This is a genomic window from Pseudomonas sp. 13159349, from assembly GCF_013305685.1.
Lineage (GTDB): Bacteria > Pseudomonadota > Gammaproteobacteria > Pseudomonadales > Pseudomonadaceae > Aquipseudomonas > Aquipseudomonas asiatica.
Map to the genome: position 1 here is coordinate 4973136 of NZ_CP045553.1, position 19545 is coordinate 4992680.

Here is a 19545-nt window from a genome sequence, read left to right on the forward strand (position 1 = left end):
CCTTGTTCGCGGGCATGCCCGCTCCCACAGGTACCAAGGCTTCCCCCACTTTTTGAGTGGGGGGTTTGGGGGGCGCTTTGCCCCGGATGCTGTGAACAAAAAGGAGAACCGGGATGGTCTTCTCGTCCAACGTGTTCCTGTTCCTGTTCTTGCCGATCTTCCTCGGCCTGTACTACTTGAGCGGGCAACGCTATCGCAACCTGCTGCTGCTGGTCGCCAGCTACATCTTCTACGCCTGGTGGCGGGTCGACTTCCTCGCCCTGTTCGCCGGCGTGACCCTGTGGAACTACTGGATCGGCCTGAAAGTCGGCGCCGCCGGCGTGCGTACCAAGCCGGCACAGCGCTGGCTGCTGCTCGGCGTCGGTGTGGACCTGGCGATTCTCGGCTACTTCAAGTACGCCAACTTCGGCGTCGACAGCCTCAACGCGATCATCTCCTCGTTCGGCCTGGAGCCGTTCATCCTCACCCACGTGCTGCTGCCGATCGGTATCTCGTTCTACATCTTCGAGTCGATCAGCTACATCATCGACGTGTACCGCGGCGACACCCCGGCCACCCGCAACCTGATCGACTTCGCGGCGTTCGTGGCGATCTTCCCGCACCTGATCGCCGGCCCCGTGCTGCGCTTCAAGGACCTGGTCGACCAGTTCAACAACCGCACCCACACCCTGGACAAGTTCTCCGAAGGCTGCACCCGCTTCATGCAGGGCTTCATCAAGAAAGTGTTCATCGCCGATACCCTGGCGGTAGTGGCCGACCACTGCTTCGCCCTGCAGAACCCGACCACCGGGGATGCCTGGCTCGGCGCTTTGGCCTACACCGCGCAGCTGTACTTCGACTTCAGCGGCTACAGCGACATGGCCATCGGCCTGGGCCTGATGATGGGCTTCCGCTTCATGGAGAACTTCAAGCAGCCGTACATCAGCCAGTCGATCACCGAGTTCTGGCGGCGCTGGCACATCAGCCTGTCGACCTGGCTGCGCGACTACCTGTACATCACCCTGGGCGGTAACCGCAAAGGCACCTTCAACACCTACCGCAACCTGTTCCTGACCATGCTGCTGGGTGGCCTGTGGCACGGCGCCAACTTCACCTACATCATCTGGGGCGCCTGGCACGGCATGTGGCTGGCCATCGAGCGCGCGCTGGGCATCGACACCAACCCGCAGCGTTTCAACCCGGTGAAGTGGGCATTCACCTTCCTGCTGGTGGTGGTCGGCTGGGTGATCTTCCGTGCCGAGAACCTGGAAGTGGCCGGTCGCATGTACGGCGCCATGTTCAGCTTCGGCGACTGGCAGCTGTCGGAACTCAACCGTGCCCAGCTCACCGGCCTGCAGGTAGCCACCCTGGTGGTCGCCTACATCACCCTGGCGTTCTTCGGCCTGCGCGACTTCTACCGCAACGCCCGGCCAACGCCCAAGGCCACCCCGGTGCAGGTCAACAGCGACGGTTCGATCGGCCTGGACTGGACCCGGGTGATGACCCGCGCCCTGGTGCTGCTGCTGTTCGTGGCCTCGATCCTCAAGCTTTCGGCGCAGAGCTACTCGCCGTTCCTTTACTTCCAGTTCTGAGGTTGATGACATGACCCGGACATTACGCATTACCTATTCGCTGTCGTTCCTCGGCCTGCTGGTGGGCATGGGCGTCTGGTCCACCGGTGGCCTGCAAAGCTTCCAGCGTACCGAGCAGATGACCCTGCTCAACGGCAAGCTGGCCAAGGCTGCCGAGACCCACTACGACGAGCAGTTCCCGATCAAGCGCCTGGGCACCAACCTTTGGGCGGCGATGGACTTCAAGCTGTTCAACGAAGGCCGCCCCGGCGTGGTACTGGGCCGCGACCAGTGGCTGTTCAGTGACGAAGAGTTCAAGCCCACCGCCGGTGCCGAGCAGCTGATGCAGGAAAACCTGGCGCTGATCCGTGGCGTGCGTGACACCTTGCAGCAGCACGGCAGCCAGCTTGTATTGGCGATCGTGCCAGCCAAGGCGCGGGTGTACGCCGAATACCTGGGCACGGAACTGCCGACCAGTCTGCATGACGACCTGTACAACCAGTTCCATGCCCAGGCACGCCAGGCCAACGTGTTCGCCCCGGACCTGTTGGCACCCATGGAGCAGGCCAAGGCGCGCGGCCAGGTGTTCCTGCGCACCGACACCCACTGGACGCCGATGGGCGCCGAAGTGGCTGCGCAGGCACTGGCCGAAGCGGTCAGCCGCCAGAGCCTGCTCAACGGCGACCCGCAGGCGTTCATCACCGAAGCCGGCAGCACCGCGCCATACAAGGGCGACCTGACCAACTTCCTGCCACTGGACCCGCTGTTCAGCAACCTGCTGCCGGCCCCGGACAACCTGCAGCAGCGCACCACTCGCCCGGTCGAGACCGAAGGTGAAGCCGGTGACGCACTGTTCGCCGACACGCAGATCCCGGTTGCACTGGTGGGCACCAGCTACAGCGCCAACCCGCACTGGAACTTCCTCGGCGCGCTGCAGCAGGCCCTGCGCAGCGATGTGGCCAACTACGCCGAAGACGGCCATGGCCCGCTGCTGCCGATGCTCAAGTACCTGCAAAGCGATGCCTTCAAGAACGCCGCACCCCAAGTGGTGGTGTGGGAATTCCCCGAACGTTATCTGCCAATGAAGAACGACCTCAGCAGCTTCGATCCACAGTGGATCGCCCAGCTGAAGAACACCCGTAAATCCGAAGAAAACCTGGCTTTGTCGTCCACCCGGACTAACCACTAATCAGAGGAACCTACATATGACTACCAAGACTTCCATTGCCAAAGCCCTCACCCTCGCTGCCGGCCTGTCCCTGGCCTCCATGCAGGCCTTCGCCGGCGCCGACGCCGCGCTGTATGGCCCGAGCGCACCCAAAGGCTCGACCTTCGTGCGCCTTTACAACGCGTCCAGCGCACCGGCGGCAGCTTCGGTCGGCAACACCCAGATCAAACAGGTTGGTGCACAGGGCAGCAGTGACTTCAGCTTCCTGCCAGGGGGTGACTACACCGCTCAGGTCGGTGGCAAGAGCGTGCCGGTCAAGCTGGCTGCGGACAAGTACTACACCCTGGTCAACAGCGCCAGCGGCAACCCGCAGTTGATCGAAGAGCCGCCGTTCAAGAACAAGCAGAAAGCCCTGGTTCGCGTGCAGAACCTGAGTGACCAGCAACTGACCCTGAAGACCGCCGACGGCAAGACCGAAGTGGTCAAGCCGGTTGCCGCCAACGGCCGCGGCGAACGCGAAATCAACCCGGTCAAGGTCAACCTGGCGCTGTTCCAAGGAGACAAGAAAGTGGGTGACGTCAAACCCGTCGCCCTGGAGCGCGGCGAAGCCGCAGTGCTGTACGTAACGGGTTCCGGCAACGCCTTGTCGCCGGTGTGGGTAACTCGCCCCGTGGCTAGCAACTGATTCCCCTGCCTCTCAACGACTATTGGAGAAACATGATGATCCCGGTAATTCTTTCTGGTGGTAGCGGTTCCCGTCTGTGGCCTCTGTCGCGAAAGCAGTTCCCCAAGCAGTTCCTGGCCCTGACCGGTGAACACACACTGTTCCAGCAAACCCTAGAACGCCTGGTGTTCGAAGGCATGGACACGCCGATCGTGGTCTGTAACAAGGACCACAAGTTCATCGTCCAGGAGCAACTGGCCGCGCTGAAGCTGGAAACCCAAGGCATCCTGATGGAACCGTTCGGCCGCAATACCGCGCCGGCCGTGGCCATGGCTGCCATGAAACTGGTCAACGAAGGCCGCGACGAGCTGATGCTGGTGCTGCCCGCCGACCACGTGATCGATGACCAGAAGGCCCTGCAACGCGCCCTGGCCCTGGCCACCGTAGCCGCCGAGCGTGGCGAGATGGTGCTGTTCGGCGTGCCGGCGACCAAGCCGGAAACCGGCTACGGCTACATCCGTTCCAGCCAGGACGCCCTGCTGCCTGAAGGCGTGGCGCGCGTGGCGCAGTTCGTCGAAAAGCCCGACGAAAAACGCGCCGCCGAGTTCGTCCAGGCCGGCGGCTACTTCTGGAACAGCGGCATGTTCCTGTTCCGTGCCAGCCGCTTCCTCGAAGAGCTGAAGAAGCACGACGGCGACATCTACGACACCTGCGTGCTGGCCCTGGAGCGCAGCCAGGAAGACGGTGATGTGCTGAGCATCGACGAAGCCACCTTCGCCTGCTGCCCGGACAACTCCATCGACTACGCGGTGATGGAAAAGACCCAGCGCGCCTGCGTGGTGCCGATGTCGGCCGGCTGGAGCGACGTGGGCTGCTGGTCGTCGCTGTGGGAAGTGCACGAGAAGGACGACAACGGCAACGTCACCAAGGGCGATGTGGTGGTGCAGGACAGCCACAACTGCATGATCCACGGCAACGGCAAGCTGGTGTCGGTGATCGGCCTGGAGAACATCGTGGTGGTCGAGACCAAGGACGCCATGATGATTGCCCACAAGGACAAGGTCCAGGGCGTCAAGCAGATGGTCAAGACCCTCGACGAGCAGGGCCGCAGCGAAACCCAGAACCACCTGGAAGTGTATCGCCCGTGGGGCTCGTACGACTCGGTGGACATGGGCGGCCGCTTCCAGGTCAAGCACATCACCGTCAAGCCGGGCGCCAGCCTGTCGCTGCAGATGCACCACCACCGTGCCGAGCACTGGATCGTGGTGTCCGGCACCGCCGAGGTGACCTGTGACGAGAACGTGTTCCTGCTGACCGAAAACCAGTCGACCTACATCCCGATCGCATCGGTGCACCGCCTGCGCAACCCGGGCAAGATCCCGCTGGAGATCATCGAAGTGCAGTCCGGCAGCTACCTCGGCGAGGATGACATCGAGCGCTTCGAGGACGTTTACGGGCGTACCTCCACTCCGATCGAACGGGGTGTTTCGGTGAAGACCATCGCGCAGTAATGCAACCCTGGGGCCGCTTTGCGGCCCCGCTTTTTGAGCCACTCTCCATTTCGGGCTACGATGGTCAGACCCCGCGCAATCAAGGTCTGCACGTCCCATGATCATCGGTGCCTTCCTCATCCTCACCTGGCTGGTGCTGCTGTTGCGCTACCCGGCCAAGGCCCTGCCGATCTCGCTGGCAGCCGTTTGTGGCCTGGGCCTGGTGGCCCTGTTCGTCGTCTGGCAGGACACCCGCGAAACCTCGCAACTGGCCCGCCTGGACCTACGCCTGACCTACGCCCCCGAACACTGCCCCGCCGACCGTGCCCTGCAGGTGCGCATGAAGAACGGCAACGACGTGCCGCTGACCGAACTGCGCTGGCGGGTGGCGGCGTATGCGCCGGGCGATACCGTGAACCTGGCGGAGAACACTTACAACGCCCCGCGCTACCGTGGGCCGGGCGAACTGCAGCCAGGGGCCGAGTGGAAGGACTGCCTGCCACTGCCGCCACTGCGCTCCGGGTACAGGCCGCAGACCCTGGAGTTTCGTGCAGAGCATCTGCAAGGTACGTTTGCCAACTAATCTATCGCCTGTGCCGGCCCTTTCGCGGGCTTGCCCGCTCCCACAGGTACTGCACAGTACTCAAGAGCTGTGGAGTTCCTGTGGGAGCGGGCAAGCTCGCGAAAGGGCCGGCACAGGCAACACCAACTTCCCCTGACAACAGGCCCCAACCATGCCCACCGTCCTGATCACCGGTTGTTCCAGCGGCATCGGCCGCGCCCTGGCCGACGCCTTCCGCGATGCCGGCCACCACGTCTGGGCCACCGCCCGCAAACCTGAGGATGTCGAGCAACTGAACGCCGCCGGCTTCACCGCCCGGCAACTTGATGTGAACGACAGCAAGGCGCTGGCCCGCCTGGCCGAGGATCTGGAAAACCTCGATATACTGATCAACAACGCTGGCTACGGCGCCATGGGCCCGCTGCTCGATGGCGGCGTGGATGCCCTGCGCCAGCAGTTCGAAACCAATGTCTTCGCCGTGGTCGGCGTTACCCGCGCATTGTTCCCACAGCTACGCCGCTCACGGGGCCTGGTGGTGAACATCGGCAGCGTATCAGGCGTGCTGGTCACTCCGTTCGCCGGCGCCTACTGCGCCTCGAAAGCCGCCGTGCATGCCCTGAGCGATGCTTTGCGCCTGGAACTGGCGCCGTTTGGTGTGCAGGTTATGGAAGTGCAGCCAGGGGCGATTGCCTCGCAGTTCGCCAGCAATGCCCAGCGCCAGGCCGAGCAGGTGCTGGCGGCGGATTCGGCGTGGTGGCCGTTGCGCGAGCACGTGCAGGCACGGGCACGGGCTTCGCAGGACAAGCCCACCTCGGCGGCAGTGTTTGCCCAGGGCGTGTTGGCGGCGGTCGGGAAGTCGCCGGTGCCGGCGGTGGTGCGGTTGGGGAACGGCAGTACGGCTTTGCCGTTGATGGCCCGGTTACTGCCGCGGCGAGTGCTGGATTGGGCGTTGCGCAAGCGGTTTGGCCTGCTGCGCCCGCTCTGATTGATTGGTTGCCTGTACTGGCCTCTTCGCGGGTAACCCCGCGAAGAGGCCAGTACAGGCAAAACAGATCAGGCAATGGAACGCAGCACCCCGCCATCCACCCGCAAGGCAGCCCCGGTAGTGGCACTGGCCTGCATCGACGCCAGGTACACCACCATGTTCGCCACCTCCTCCACTGTCGCCAGTCGCTTGATCAGCGAGGTCGGCCGGTGCTCGGCAAGGAAGTTGGCCTCCAGCTCTTCAGTCGACACCCCCTGCTCCTCGGCCAGCTTGGCAAAGAAGTCGCCCACACCTTCCGAACGCGTAGGCCCCGGCAGCACCGAATTCACCGTCACCCCGGTGCCGGCCAGGGTCTCGGCCAGCCCGCGCGACACCGCCAGCAACGCAGTCTTGGTCATGCCGTAATGAATCATCTCGGTCGGGATCTGCAGCGCCGACTCACTGGACAGGAACACCACTCGCCCCCATTTGCGTTCGGCCATGCCCGGGGCATAGTGGCGTGACAGGCGAACGGCACTGAGCACATTGACGTCGAAGAAACGCTGCCAGTCCTCATCCTCGATCTCGAAGAACGGCTTGGGCTCGAAGATGCCCAGGTTGTTGACCAGGATGTCGGTGTGCGGCACCTGCTTGAAAAGCGTCTGCGCACCGGCCTGGGTGCTCAGGTCGGCAGCGATGCCGATGATGCGCGCCTGCGGCAGGCGCTCGCGCACTACTTTGAGGGCTTCGTCGACCCGGGCCTGGGTGCGACCGTTGAGGACCACTTCGGCCCCCGCCTCGGCCAGGCCGATGGCGATGGCCAGGCCGATGCCGGCGGTGGAGCCGCTGACGATGGCGCGCTTGCCGTTCAGGGAAATGTGCATCTGTGCCTCCTCGGTAATCAGGACAATTGCCGGGGCTGCTTTGCAGCCCATCGCGACACAAGGCCGCTCCTACATGCGGACGCGATCTCCTGTAGGAGCGGCCTTGTGTCGCGATGGGCCGCAAAGCGGCCCCAAAACATCACACTTTCTTCACAGGCTGCTCGTCAAACGCCTGCCAGCCACCACCCAGGGCCTTGTACAGCCCCACCAGCGCCTGCGACACCGCCGCAGAACTGTCGATCCACTGCTCCTCGCTGGCCAGCAAAGCCCCCTGCACCGTCAGTACATTGAGAAAGTCCACCGCCCCTTCCACATACTGGCGCTGGGCAGTTTCCAGGGCGATGCGGTTCTGCCGCACCGCCTCGGCCAAGTGGTCGCGGCGCAGCTGGCTGGCGTTGTACAGGCGCAGCACATCGTCGATTTCATGCCAGGCACCCAGCACCACCTTGCGGTAGTTCAGCGCCGCTTCCTGCTGCTGCGCCTCGCGCAGCTCCAAGGTGCCCTTGAGCCGGCCACCCTCGAAGATCGGCAGCGACAGCTGCGGCCCGAAGGCGAAGCGGCGTGAATCCCAGGCGCCGAAATCGGACAGCTGCATGGCCTGGAACCCGACACTGCCCGACAGCCGGATGCTGGGGTAGAAGTCGGCCTTGGCCACGCCAATGCTGGCGGTGGCAGCATGCAAACGAGCCTCGGCCTGGCGAATGTCCGGGCGGCGTTCGGCCAGTTCGGACGGCAAGCCAATGGCGAACTTCTGCTGTGGCGCAGGCAGTTCGCCGCCCTGCAGCAACTCGGCCTGCAGGCTGCGCGGTGGTTCGGCGGCAAGCAGGCTGAGGGCGTTGATCAGGTCGTCGCGCCGCGCTTCCAGACTAGGCAGGCGTGACTCGATAGAGGCGACCTGGGCACTGGCCTGAGCCACGTCCAGGCGCGTGGCGACACCTTCGGCCTGGCGGTTTTCGGACAATTTCAGGCTGTGCTGGGCGACCTTGAGGTTGTCGCGGGTCACATCGATGGTGTGCTGCACAGCGCGCAACTGGATATAGTTGCCGGCGGTTTCCGAAAGCAATGCCAACAGCACGCCGCGGCGGTCGTTCTCGGCCACTTCGACCGTGGCATCGGCTGCCTCGACCTGGCGCCGCACACGGCCCCACAGGTCCAGCTCCCAGCCGGCCACAAGGTCACCCTGCCAGAGGTTGAAGGCTTCCTTGCCCGCCTTGCCGGACGGGTCACTCAGGCCTTCGGCACTATTGCGCGAGCGGCTGTAGCCGGCGTTCACGTCCACTGACGGTACTTCGTCGGCAGCCACGGTGCTGCGCAGGGCGCGGCTTTGCAGCAGGCGGGCGCTGGCCATCTGCAGGTCGAGGTTGCGCTCGGCAACGCGTTGGATCAAAGCACTCAGGCGGGCGTCGTGGAAGCTCTCCCACCAGCGCAGTTCCAGCGGTTCGGCCTGCGGCTGGCTGGCCGCCGCCTCGCCTTGCAGCGGCGCCCACTGTTGCGGGGCCTGGCTGTCAGGGCGCTGGAAGTCAGGGCCCAAGGTGCAGCCGGCCATCAATACGGCCAGCAGCAACGGGCTCAAGCGTAACGCCGCTTTCATCGTGCACTTACCTCTTTGCCGTCCAGCTTGTCACCACGGGTGTCGATGGTCGCTTCCACCGACATGCCCACGCGCAGGCGGGCAAGCAGCGGCTGGCCGTCATCGAAAACGATCTTCACCGGGATGCGCTGCACCACCTTGGTGAAGTTGCCGGTAGCGTTGTCCGGCTTGACCGCGGCGAAGGTCACGCCGGTGGCCGGGGCGATGCTTTCCACATGGCCTTGCAGCTTCTCACCGGCAAAGGTGTCGACGCTGATGCTCACGGCCTGGCCAGGCTGTACGTGGGTCAGCTGGGTTTCCTGGAAGTTGCCGACCACGTAGGCCTGCTGCAACGGCACCACCGACAGCAGGCGGGCGCCCGGGTTGACGTAGGCACCGACACGCAAGGCACGCTCGCCGACCATGCCGTCCACCGGTGCGGTGATGCGGGTGTAGGACAGATCGAGCTGGGCCTTTTCCAGCCCTGCCTCGGCCCGCTTCAGCTGGCCGTCGGCACTGGCCACCTGGGCGGTAAGGATATCCACCTGCTTGCGCGCCGCGACCAGTGCCGCCTGGGCATTGGCCAGGCGTGCGCGGGCCTGGTCGACCCCGCTGCGTGCCTGCTGGGCGTTCTGCACGGTGCCGGCACCTTGCTCGGCCAGGCGGCTGTAGCGGTTGACCTCATGGTCGGCGAACGCAGCTTCGGCCTGGGCCGCTTTCACTGCAGCCTCAGCCTGGGCAATCAGCGACGCCTGGCGCTCGAGCGTGGCACGGGCATCGGCGCTTTGCGCCTGGGCCACCAGCAACTGCGCCTGCGCGGCATCCAGCGCGGCCTGGTAGTCACGGGCATCGATGGTAGCCAGCAACTGGCCAGCCTTGACCTGCTGGTTGTCTTCCACCAGCACCTCCTTGATGAAGCCGGCGATCTTGGGCGCGACCACGGTGTAGTCGGCGACAACATACGCGTCATTGGTGCTCTGGCGGTGGTCGCTGCCGAACATCCACGGGCCGACGATGGCAGCCAGGACGGCCACGGCAAGCACCGAGCCGATGAACAGGGTTTTGCGGTTGTTGGTCATTTAAGTGGTTCTCGAATTCATCCAGGGTTCAGGCCACCGCGCGCGGCGGATAGACCCGGGTAGGCACGAAAGGAATCAGGCAGATCAGGGCCACGGCAATGCAGGCCATGACCAGGTAGAGGTCGGCCGAGGTCAGCACCAGCGCCTGGTCGTGGATGCGCCTGGCCAGGCCGGCTGCGTTACCGTCGACCAGCGGGGCGTTGCCCAGGCTGTCCACCAGGTGGTTGGAATGGAAGTGCCGGCGCAGGGTGCCAAGGGCGTCCAGCAGGCCACCGGCGATCACCGCGGCCAGGCCCTTGACGGTGTTGAACCAGCTGGAGGCGAACGGGCCTTCCTGCGGGGTCATGCCGTTGGTGGACAGCATCAGCAGCGGCAGCACTGCCATTGGCTGGCCGAACACCTGCAGCAGGTAGAACGGGTAGAAATCGCCACGGATCCACTCGCTGGTCAGCAGGCTGCTGCCGGCACAGGACACAGCCAGCATCGCCAGGCCTATCCCCAGCACCCAGCGGCAGTCCACTGCGCGGATATTGCACAGCGCCGCCGTCAACGGCAGGGCCACCAGCTGCGGCATGGCCACCAGCATCATCAGCGGGCTGGTCTGCGCCGGGCGGTAGCCCTGAATCTGCGCCAGATAGGCCGACGGAATGCTGCCCACGCCCGAGAGCACGATCAGCACACCGGCCAGGGTCACCAGAGCGAAACTCAGGTTGCGCCGCGACAGCATGCGCAACTGGAAGAATGGCAACGGCTCGGACCATTCGTTGTACATGAACAGCACCAGCAACAGCAGGCCACCGCCGAGCAGCCAGCAGATCAGCGGGGAATCGAACCAGCCCCAGCGGTCACCCAGCGACAGGCCCAGTACGATGCAGCTGATGGCGGGCAGGCCGAGCAGCACGCCGCGCCAGTCGAACTGCTTGAAGCGCTCCAGGCGCAGCGGGTCCTGCGGCAGGCCCCAACCGACGCAGAACATGGCCAGCGCCGAGGGCAGGATGATCTGCCAGAACGCCCACTGCCAACCGACGTATTCGGTCCACAGCCCTGCCAGCGGTGTGCCGAGGTTGGGGCCGAAGGTGGCGGTGAGGGCATAGCAGGCCAGGCCATAGACCTTGATGCCCGGAGGCAGGAAGCGCAGGGCCACGCTCATCAACATCGGCGGCAAGGCGCCAGAGGCGAAGCCCTGGAGCACACGCAGCAGCATCAGGCTGTGCAGGTTGGGGGCGAACGGTTGCAGCAGGCCGAGCACGGCGAACAGGCCGATGGCGCTCATGGTGAAGCGCCGCAGCGAGAACGTGGTGGCCAGCCATGGCGCGAAGGCCATGGCCGAAACCGAGGCGGCGCTGTAGGCCGCCAGCAGCCAGGCGCCTTCGTCGGCACCGATGCCCATGGCCCCACGGATATCGGCCAGGGAGATTTTGGTTACCGACTCGTTGAGGCCCGCGCACAACACGGCCAGCAGCACACCGAACAGCCCGACCACTACCTGCAGGCCGAACGCAGTCTGCGCAGGCGCGGCCGGCGCGGGGGCGGCGGCAATCGCGGCAGACGGGGCGGACAGGGAACTCATGGGCAGACATCTCCAGCAACAAATTTGCGACTGGAGCAAGTCTAAGAAGGTCGAATGCTGACGAAAACTGACTTATCGGTAGGTTTATGTTGCGCTGGACGCAATCCGCCTTTTGCAGGTCTGGCCCTATCGCCGGCAAGCCAGCTCCCACAGGTACTGCGTAGTTTTCGAGATATGCAACGATCCTGTGGGAGCTGGCTTGCCGGCGATGAGGCCCTCACAGGCAATCATGGGTCAACGCTGCAACAGGCCTTCAGGGTCTGCCGCAACCACCGATGCGCGGGGTCATTGTGAAACCGTGGGTGCCATGCCTGCAGCACGGTCACCCGCTCCAGCGGCACCGGGATCTCGAACGAGCGCAGCGGCAGCCCGAGCTTGTGCACGCTGTTGAGGATGTTGGCCGGCATCGGCAGGATCAGGTCGGAATCCGGCAGCGAGAAAAGCGCCGAGTGAAAACTCGGGGTAATCAGCGCCACCCGCCGCTGCACCTTGAAGTTGGCCAGCTCCACATCGATCGGCCCATTGGCCCGTCCACGGCGGGACACGCTGATCTGTGGATAACTGGCAAAACTGTGCGCCGTGATCGGCTGCTCGAAGATCGGGTGGTCGCGCCGCGCCAGGCCCACATAGTAGGTCTGGAACAGGCTCTGTACCTTGATCTCCGGCCCCAGGTCCACGGTCGAGCTGATGATCAGGTCGGTACGCCCGTCGCGCAGCACGCTGTCGTCATCGCCCCCGGGGCTTTCCGGCACGAAGCGCAGCACCGTGCGCGGTGCCTGTTCGTGCATGCGCCGCAGCAACTGGGCACCGTACAGGGCGATGAACAGGTCGTTGGTGCGGATGTTGAAGGCCCGGTCAAGCTTGGGCAGGTCGACCTCGTCGCCACTGCGGAACACCTCGCCGGCCTGCTCCACCAACGCCGCCACCTGCTCGCGCAGGGCCAGCGCCCGCGGCGTCGGCACCAGGCCACGGCCGGCGCGCACCAGGATCGGGTCACCCAACGCATCGCGGATACGCCCCAGGGTCCGGCTCATCGCCGCCGGGCTGAGGTTCATGCGCTGCGCTGCGCCGACCACGCTGCCTTCGTCGAGCAGGGCATCGAGGGCGACGAGCAGGTTCATGTCCGGGAGTTGCATGGCCGTTTTCCGTTACAGCTGTGGGAGATGGCGATGGTAGCAGGTTGCTGGATTGCACCAGACGCAATGCGCTCGTGCGTGGTGGGGCATTTATTTTGGACGGTGATTGGGTCATAAGATTTGCAGTGCCTGTACTGGCCCTATCGCCGGCAAGCCAGCTCCCACGGGGTCAACACAGCCCTTGGGCAATGCGGAGTACCTGTGGGAGCCGGCTTGCCGGCGATAGGGCCGGTACAGGCAAATGATTAGCCAGCCTGAAACAAGGATTTCGCATGCCCAGCCCCGTCCTGATCGCCATCGACGCCTCCCCTGCATCCACTGCCCTGCTCACCCTCGCCCGCCACTACTGCCGCCCCGGCGAACACGAACTGCATGTGCTGCTGGCCATCGACTCTACCTTCGCCGTCCACGACCAACCCGCGCCTTACACCGCAGAAGAACTGGAAGAATACCCCGCCGCCTGCGAAGAGCAGCACCAGGCCGACCAGGCCGTGGCCGAGGCGGTGCGCGAGTTGCAGCAAGCCGGCTTCGCCAGCCAGGGCTGCATGGTGGCCGGGCATCCGGTCGAGGCGATCGTGGCCAAGGCGCAGGAACTGAATTGTGAACTGATCATCATGGGCCACCGCCACCTGTCGCGGTTGGGGCGGATGCTGGACCCGTCGATCAGCACGAAGGTGATTGATCGGGTGAAGGTGCCAGTATTGGTAGGGGCAGCGAGCTAACTGCACCGCTCCCACAGGATTTGCGCCAGCCCCAAGAGCGGCGCATCACTTGTGGGAGCGGGCAAGCCCGCGAAGAGGCCAGTAGCTGCACCACCTCACCCCGGATCATCCCTCGCTCGGCTTAACCACCACCGTACAAGTCGTCCCCGCCGCCAGCAAAAACCCGTCCGGCACTTCATCGATATGAATGCGCACCGGCACCCGCTGCGCCAGCCGCACCCAGTTGAAGGTCGGGTTTACATCGGCGATCAACTCGCGGCTCTGTGGGTTGTCGCGGTCGTAAATGCCGCGGGCGATGCTCTCCACATGGCCCTTGATGCGCTCGCCGCTCATCATCTGCAGCTCGGCCTGGTCACCCACCTTCACATGCGGCAGCTTGGTCTCCTCGAAGAACCCGTATACCCAGAACGAATTCTCGTCGACCACCGCCATCACCGCTTCACCGGTACGCGCATAGTCACCCTTGTGGATATTCAGGTTGGTCACGTAGCCGTCCACCGTGGCCACGATATGGGTGCGCTTGAGGTTCAGTTCGGCGGCAGCCAGCTCGGCAAGGGCCTGCTGGTAGTCCGCCTGGGCGGAGTTGGCGATGTTGCTGGCGTCGTCGCGGTTTTCCTTGGAGATCACCAGGTTGTCCATGTCGGCACGGCGCTTGGCGTTGACCTTGCGCATCTCCCAGGTGGCCTTGCGCGACGCAACCTGCGCCTTTGCCTGGTCGACCGCCAGCTGGTAGTGCTCAGGGTCGATCTGGATCAGCAGGTCGCCCTTCTTCACCCGCTGGTTGTCCTTGACCGGCACATCCACCACATAACCAGGCACGTCGGCAGCGACGTTGATGATGTCGGCACGCACACGGCCGTCGCGAGTCCAAGGCGTGGTCATGTAATGCAGCCACAACTGGCGACCGATCACCACGGCAGCGGCAAGCACCAACAGGGTGGCGATCAGGCTGAAGAACTTTTTCATCGAAGGATTCTCACCAGTAGAGCGACAGCGCCAGGGCGCCGAACAGGCAGACGAACAGGCTCAGGCGCAGCAGCGCCGGGTGCCAGAAGAAGCGGTAGCCATCATGGCTGGCGATGTACCGGTCCAGGCCCCAGGCCAGGCCCAGGGCGAACAGGAACATCAAGGTCATGGTGGGCATGTACACGCCATGGAAGGCGATTTCACGGGGCATGGTTTCACGGAGCATCGTGCAGTCCTTTCGCCGGTGCCAACGGCGACTGTGGGTCGAGCAGGGAAGATCGGATGAAGTGCAGGTAGCTTTGCGCGCGGCGCAGCACCGAAGTGTCGAAGTGGCGGGCGAAGGGCTCGTCGGTGGCCTGCACGCGGGCGATGGCGTGGTCCACTGCCACCAGCGCGCGTTCGTGGTTGCTGGCGCTGGGCTGCAGGAACAACCGGGCCAGGGCACGGCCCATCACGCGGATCGCCTGGCGCCAGGGCTGCGACTCGGCGTAGGCCGGATGCACCGGCGCGCGGGCCTGCTCCTTGCGCAGCTCGATGATGGCATGGCCGATTTCCAGCACGGTGAACATCCAGCCCATCAACTGGCTCTGTACCTGTGGCTTGCCGGCTGCCAGGCCATAGGCCTGGTGCAGCAGGTCACGGGTGCGGCTTTCGAAGGCTGAACCCAGGCCGCGCAGGCGCCCGCTGATGGCGAACAGCACCTGCTCGCGCAGTTCCTGCTCCAGGCGGCTCCACAGCCAGCGGCTGTTGGGCGGCAGGATGATCGCCCCGGCAGCGGCACAGACGAACATGCCGATGACCATGCCGATGTAGTCGTTGATGAAGGTGTACGGGTCATACACGGTGAGGTTGTTCGGCACCGAGCCGATGGCGAAGAACACCAGCAGGCCGATGCCGTAGCCGGCATACGCCGGCCGAGACGAAAGGAACGCGCCCAGCACGAACACCGGCGCCAGGACCATGCAAAGCAGTGGGAAACCGTCGATCCAGGGGAACACGAAGAAGGTTTCGAAGAAGCCGACGACGGCACCAATCGCCGTGCCGCAGGCCATCTGGAACGACATGCGCTTGGGGTTCGGCGAGGCCGCCGACAGGCCCACGGTGACGGTGGCGATCAGGGTCATCATGGCGCCGCTGGGCCAGTCGCTGAGCAGCCAATAGCTGCCCAGCAACAACAGCACCGCCGAGGCGCGCACACCGGCGGCCAACGATACCAGCCAGCTGGTCTGCGCCACGTAGGGCTCATCCCACTGCTCGCGTTCGTGCCGGTGCGCGGCTAGCGAGGCATGGGTTTCGGCATAACTGTACATCTCGTCGACGAAGCGGTAGAGCAGCTCGAAGGCAGTGTGGAAGTCGAGCAGGTCGGACTCGCTCGGCTCGGTTGCCAGGTACTCGGCGCGCAAGCCGCGCACCTGTGCCTGCAAGCCTTCCTTGTAGGCGGCCAGCTCCAGGGTCAGGCGCAGCGCATCGGCGTCGGTCAGCGCCCGGCCCACGTAAGGCTGCAACAGCTCCACCAGGGTGTTCAGGCCTGGCTCGATGGCGCCGACGATCTGCAGCGGGCCGCGGGCGCGAAGGCGCTCCAGCAAACGGTGCAGGGCATTGAAGCGCGTGGTGATGGCCATGAACTCGCTATTCATGCGCACCAGGCGACCAGAGCGCCGGCGCATGTGCGGGTCTTCGAAGGCGGTGACGTTGCGCAGGCTCTCGAGGCCCACTGCTTCAGCGACGAAGCGCACGTTGCTGCTCTCGAAGCGGTCCCGCTGGCTTTCGCCGCGCAGGGCCTCGACCACCACCCCCGCGAAAACGCCAAAGCGCTGGTACAGGGCGTTGCGCATGGCGGCACTGGCCGACTGCGGCAGGATCGCGGCGCTGACAAAGGTCGACACCAGAATGCCCAGGGCAATTTCCAGCACCCGCCATACCGCCGCCATGAACGCCTGGTCAGGGTGCTCCAGCACCGGCAGGCCAATCATGGCCGCGGTGTAGCCGGCCAGCACGAAGCCATAGGCGCGGAAGGTGCGGTAGCGCATGGCACCGGCCGAGCACAGGCCTACCCACAGGGCCAGGCTGGGCAGGAACAGCTCGGTGTTCTGCGGGAATATGGCGATCAGCGCCACCATCATCGCCGAGCCGGCCAGGGTGCCGAGCACCCGGTAGAAGCTCTTGGCGAACACATGCCCGCTTTGCGGCTGCATGACGATGAACACGGTGATCATCGCCGTGCGCGGTTGCGGCAACTCCAGGCGCATGGCCAGCCACAGGGTGATGAACGCAGCGGCCAGCACCTTGAAGATGTACACCCAGGTCACCCCGTCGGTGCGCGCCCAGGCAAAGAAACCCCGGCGCCATTCCAGGCTCTGCAGCCAGCGCACGGGCAAACTGGAAGTGCTCATTCGGCGTTATCCGGCTTCTTGTCGAAAATGGCCAGGGTGGCCGGGGTTTTCGGTGCGGCCTGGCGCTCCTCTTTCGGCGCATCCTGACCAGCCTGCAAGCCACCGCCCAGGGCAGTGACCAGCTCGGCATGGGCAATCAGGCGCGCGGCCTGCACCTGCTGCTGCACCTGCTGCCGGCGGAACAGCAAAGTCTGCGCATTGAGCACGTTGAGGTAGTCGGTAAGGCCACGCTGGAAGGCAACCATGGCGATGTCGTAGGTTTTCTGCGCGGCCGCGACCGACTCGGCGGCGAAGTGCGACTGCTCCTTCATCGACTCACGGCGGATCAGCTGGTCGGAGATGTTCTTCAGCGCACCGACCACGGTCTGGTTGTAGCGCGCCACGGCCACGTCATAGCCCGCCGAAGCCACGCCCAGTTGCGAACGCAGGCGGCCACCATCGAAGACCGGCAGGCTGATGGCCGGGCCGACGTTGTAGTTGAACTTGCGCCCGGTGAGGAATTCCAGCGGGCCACCACCGGTTGCCATGAAGCCAAGGCTGCCGACCAGGTCGACGTTGGGGAAGAAGCCGGCGTGGGCAACATTGATGCCCCGCGCCTGGGCGGCCACCTGCCAACGGCTGGCAACCACGTCGGGGCGCTGGCCGACCAGTTCGGCCGGCAGGTTCGACGGCAGCTTCAGCGGCGCGGCCAGGGCCAGGCTCGGGCGCTGCAACTGCGCGCCCTCCCCCGGGCCCTTGCCGGCCAGGGCGGCCAGCTGGTTGCGGGCCAGGGCAATTTCTTCGTCCAGGCTGTCGAGCTGGCGGTGGGTTTCCGGCAACGGCGCTTCAGCCTGGCTGACTTCGAAGTGGGTGCCGATGCCGGCATCCAGACGGCGCTTGGCCAGGGCCAGGATCTGCTCCTGCTGTTCCAGCTCGGCCTTGACGATATCGCGCTGGGCGAAGTGCAGGCTCAGCTGAATGTAGGCGCGCACCACGTTGTTCTGCAGCTCCAGCTGCGCCTGGCGGGCTTCGGCCACGCTCATGTGCGCCTGGTCCACGGCCTGCTCGCTGGCATTGCGTTCGCGGCCCCACAGGTCGAGCGCGTAGCTGAAGCCAATCGCGGCGTTGTTGTCCCAGGTGTTGGCGCCGGACAGCGCGCCCGGGCCGTAGAACTGGTCTTCAGGCCAGTTGTGGCGCTTGAGCGCGGCCTGGCCATTGGCCTGGAGCTTTTCCGCCGATTCGACCACACCGGCCATGGCCCTGGCTTCGCGTACCCGCGCCGCAGCCATGGCCAGGCTCGGGCTGCCGGCCACGGCCAGGGCAACCCAGCGGTCCAGCTGTGGGTCGCCATAGGCGCGCCACCATTGTTGATCGGGCCAGTGGGCGTCGGTCGCGGCTTCGCGTATGGCCGCGTCGGTGGTCAGGGTGTTGGCTTGCAGCGTCTTGCTTTGCGGGGCAATGCCCCAGGTTCCGATACAGCCGCTCAAGGTGAGGGCAAGGGCACAGGCACTGAACGCATTGAGCGTTCTGATGATGCGACGCGGCACAGCTGCGATTTCCCGAGGAAGAGGTGAAGAGGCCGGGCAATTCTAGGGGGCGTCAGCACTGGCGATAAGCGTGGATTCCTGCGAATCTTTGTTACCAAAACGGCGATAATCCGCCTTTGGTCGAAGGCAACTTTTCATCTCTTTTACGTTACTTCGTGACACAATTTTGTCCTCTACATCGAGAGTGACCCATGGACACCCTGCAAAACATGCGTGCTTTCAGTTGCGTAGCCCAACTCGGCAGCTTTACCGCTGCTGCCGGGCAACTGGATACGACCACCGCGAACGTGTCGCGGGCGGTCTCCAACCTGGAAGCCCATCTGCAAACAAGGCTGCTCAACCGTACCACCCGCCGCATTGCGCTGACCGAAGCCGGCAAGCGGTACCTGATGCGTTGCGAACAGATTCTTACCTATGTCGAAGAAGCCGAGGCCGAGGCCAGCGACGCCCATGCCCGCCCGGCCGGGATGCTGAAGGTGCACTCGATGACCGGGGTCGGTCAGCACTTCGTGGTCGACGCCATCGCCCGCTACCGCGAATCGCACCCGGACGTGACCTTCGACCTGACCATGGCCAACCGCGTGCCTGACCTGCTCGACGAGGGCTATGACGTGTCCATCGTGCTGGCCACCGAACTGCCCGACTCGGGGTTCGTGTCCCAGCGCCTGGGCATCACCTACAGCATCGTCTGCGCCTCGCCCGCCTACATTGCCCGCCACGGCGTGGCGCACAAGCCTGCCGACCTGCTCAAGCACGCCTGCCTGCGCATGGTCAGCCCGGTGATCCCGTTGGAAAAATGGCTGTTCGACGGGCCGGAAGGCCAGGAGATGGTCAACATCACCAGCTCGCCGTTCATGGTCAATACTGCCGATGCCATGAAGACCGCCATCCGCAGCGGCATGGGCGTGGGCGTGCTGCCGATCTATTCGGCCATCGACGGCCTGCGCGATGGCAGCCTGGTACGGGTGCTGCCCGAGTACCGCCTGCAGGAGCTGAACCTGTACGCCATCTACCCGTCGCGGCAGTACCTGGATGCCAAGATCAAGACCTGGGTGGAGTACCTGCGCAACTCGCTGCCGGAGATTCTGGCAGCCCATGAGGCGGACCTGAAAACCCATCAGGTGATGATCGCCAACTAAAAAGCTGCTGCATTGCGGGGGCGGACAATGGTAGGTTGCTAACCATTGTTTCCAGCGCCAGGCCCCTGGGAGGGCTCCGCCCTCCATTCGCAGCACAAGGCTGCTCCTACAGAAGGCCCAGCGCCTGCCCCTTGTAGGAGCAGCCTTGTGCTGCGAATGACC

At 64.8% G+C, this 19545-nt stretch carries 17 protein-coding genes; 8 read left to right on the forward strand and 9 right to left on the reverse strand.

Annotation, left to right across the window (positions count from 1 at the left end; all coding sequences use genetic code 11):
- The first annotated feature begins 113 nt into the window (after window positions 1-113).
- The 6 genes from GEV38_RS22920 (at window position 114) to GEV38_RS22945 (ending at window position 6419) form a co-directional block, all read left to right on the forward strand.
- Window positions 114-1571, forward strand: a complete 1458-nt coding sequence (locus GEV38_RS22920; protein ID WP_015271746.1) for an MBOAT family protein — start codon at window positions 114-116, stop codon at window positions 1569-1571.
- Between the two features lie 10 nt (window positions 1572-1581).
- Complete coding sequence (locus tag GEV38_RS22925) at window positions 1582-2739, forward strand: alginate O-acetyltransferase (protein WP_015271747.1); 1158 nt, start codon at window positions 1582-1584, stop codon at window positions 2737-2739.
- 16 nt (window positions 2740-2755) lie between these two features.
- Entirely contained in the window at window positions 2756-3403 is a 648-nt protein-coding gene (locus GEV38_RS22930; RefSeq protein WP_013974158.1) for an alginate O-acetyltransferase AlgF, read from the forward strand.
- 35 nt (window positions 3404-3438) lie between these two features.
- Window positions 3439-4893 carry a mannose-1-phosphate guanylyltransferase/mannose-6-phosphate isomerase gene (locus GEV38_RS22935; RefSeq protein WP_024087718.1) on the forward strand — a complete coding sequence of 485 codons (1455 nt, stop codon included), beginning with the start codon at window positions 3439-3441 and terminating at the stop codon, window positions 4891-4893.
- Window positions 4894-4990: 97 nt separating this feature from the next.
- Window positions 4991-5455, forward strand: coding sequence for a hypothetical protein (locus GEV38_RS22940; RefSeq protein ID WP_015271749.1), 465 nt, complete (start codon window positions 4991-4993; stop codon window positions 5453-5455).
- Window positions 5456-5606: 151 nt separating this feature from the next.
- Complete coding sequence (locus GEV38_RS22945; protein WP_054572777.1) at window positions 5607-6419, forward strand: SDR family oxidoreductase; 813 nt, start codon at window positions 5607-5609, stop codon at window positions 6417-6419.
- 68 nt (window positions 6420-6487) lie between these two features.
- On the opposite strand, the gene GEV38_RS22950 is transcribed toward GEV38_RS22945, so the two are convergent.
- The 5 genes from GEV38_RS22950 to GEV38_RS22970 form a co-directional block, all read right to left on the reverse strand.
- Window positions 6488-7282: an SDR family NAD(P)-dependent oxidoreductase gene (locus tag GEV38_RS22950; protein WP_015271751.1), complete on the reverse strand. Its 795-nt coding sequence runs from the start codon at window positions 7280-7282 to the stop codon at window positions 6488-6490.
- A 139-nt stretch (window positions 7283-7421) separates the two neighbouring features.
- Window positions 7422-8873 carry an efflux transporter outer membrane subunit gene (locus tag GEV38_RS22955; RefSeq protein WP_015271752.1) on the reverse strand — a complete coding sequence of 484 codons (1452 nt, stop codon included), beginning with the start codon at window positions 8871-8873 and terminating at the stop codon, window positions 7422-7424.
- On the reverse strand, window positions 8870-9931 hold the full coding sequence (locus tag GEV38_RS22960; protein ID WP_015271753.1) for an HlyD family secretion protein: 1062 nt from the start codon (window positions 9929-9931) through the stop codon (window positions 8870-8872). Before GEV38_RS22960 ends, GEV38_RS22955 begins: the two co-directional genes overlap by 4 nt.
- A gap of 28 nt (window positions 9932-9959) precedes the next feature.
- Complete coding sequence (locus GEV38_RS22965) at window positions 9960-11501, reverse strand: MFS transporter (protein ID WP_015271754.1); 1542 nt, start codon at window positions 11499-11501, stop codon at window positions 9960-9962.
- Between the two features lie 227 nt (window positions 11502-11728).
- A complete protein-coding gene (locus GEV38_RS22970; RefSeq protein ID WP_015271755.1) occupies window positions 11729-12637 on the reverse strand; it encodes a LysR family transcriptional regulator in 909 nt (302 codons plus the stop codon).
- Window positions 12638-12909: 272 nt separating this feature from the next.
- Between GEV38_RS22970 and GEV38_RS22975 the strand changes: the two genes are divergently transcribed.
- Window positions 12910-13359 (forward strand): universal stress protein, encoded by a 450-nt coding sequence (locus GEV38_RS22975; protein ID WP_054572776.1) that lies wholly within the window; start codon window positions 12910-12912, stop codon window positions 13357-13359.
- A gap of 105 nt (window positions 13360-13464) precedes the next feature.
- On the opposite strand, the gene GEV38_RS22980 is transcribed toward GEV38_RS22975, so the two are convergent.
- The 4 genes from GEV38_RS22980 to GEV38_RS22995 are packed head-to-tail and all read right to left on the reverse strand — an operon-like array spanning window position 13465 to window position 18244.
- Entirely contained in the window at window positions 13465-14325 is an 861-nt protein-coding gene (locus GEV38_RS22980) for an HlyD family secretion protein (RefSeq protein ID WP_013974168.1), read from the reverse strand.
- A gap of 10 nt (window positions 14326-14335) precedes the next feature.
- Window positions 14336-14536, reverse strand: a complete 201-nt coding sequence (locus tag GEV38_RS22985; protein ID WP_003257154.1) for a DUF1656 domain-containing protein — start codon at window positions 14534-14536, stop codon at window positions 14336-14338.
- A gap of 4 nt (window positions 14537-14540) precedes the next feature.
- Window positions 14541-16718, reverse strand: coding sequence for an FUSC family protein (locus GEV38_RS22990; RefSeq protein WP_085720996.1), 2178 nt, complete (start codon window positions 16716-16718; stop codon window positions 14541-14543).
- The gene (locus GEV38_RS22995; RefSeq protein ID WP_173896023.1) at window positions 16715-18244 is read right to left on the reverse strand and encodes an efflux transporter outer membrane subunit; all 1530 of its coding nucleotides are present in this window, start codon (window positions 18242-18244) and stop codon (window positions 16715-16717) included. Before GEV38_RS22995 ends, GEV38_RS22990 begins: the two co-directional genes overlap by 4 nt.
- 191 nt (window positions 18245-18435) lie before the next feature.
- Here GEV38_RS22995 and GEV38_RS23000 point away from each other — a divergent pair, with 191 nt between their 5' ends.
- A complete protein-coding gene (locus tag GEV38_RS23000; RefSeq protein ID WP_015271759.1) occupies window positions 18436-19383 on the forward strand; it encodes a LysR family transcriptional regulator in 948 nt (315 codons plus the stop codon).
- Window positions 19384-19545 lie beyond the last annotated feature (162 nt).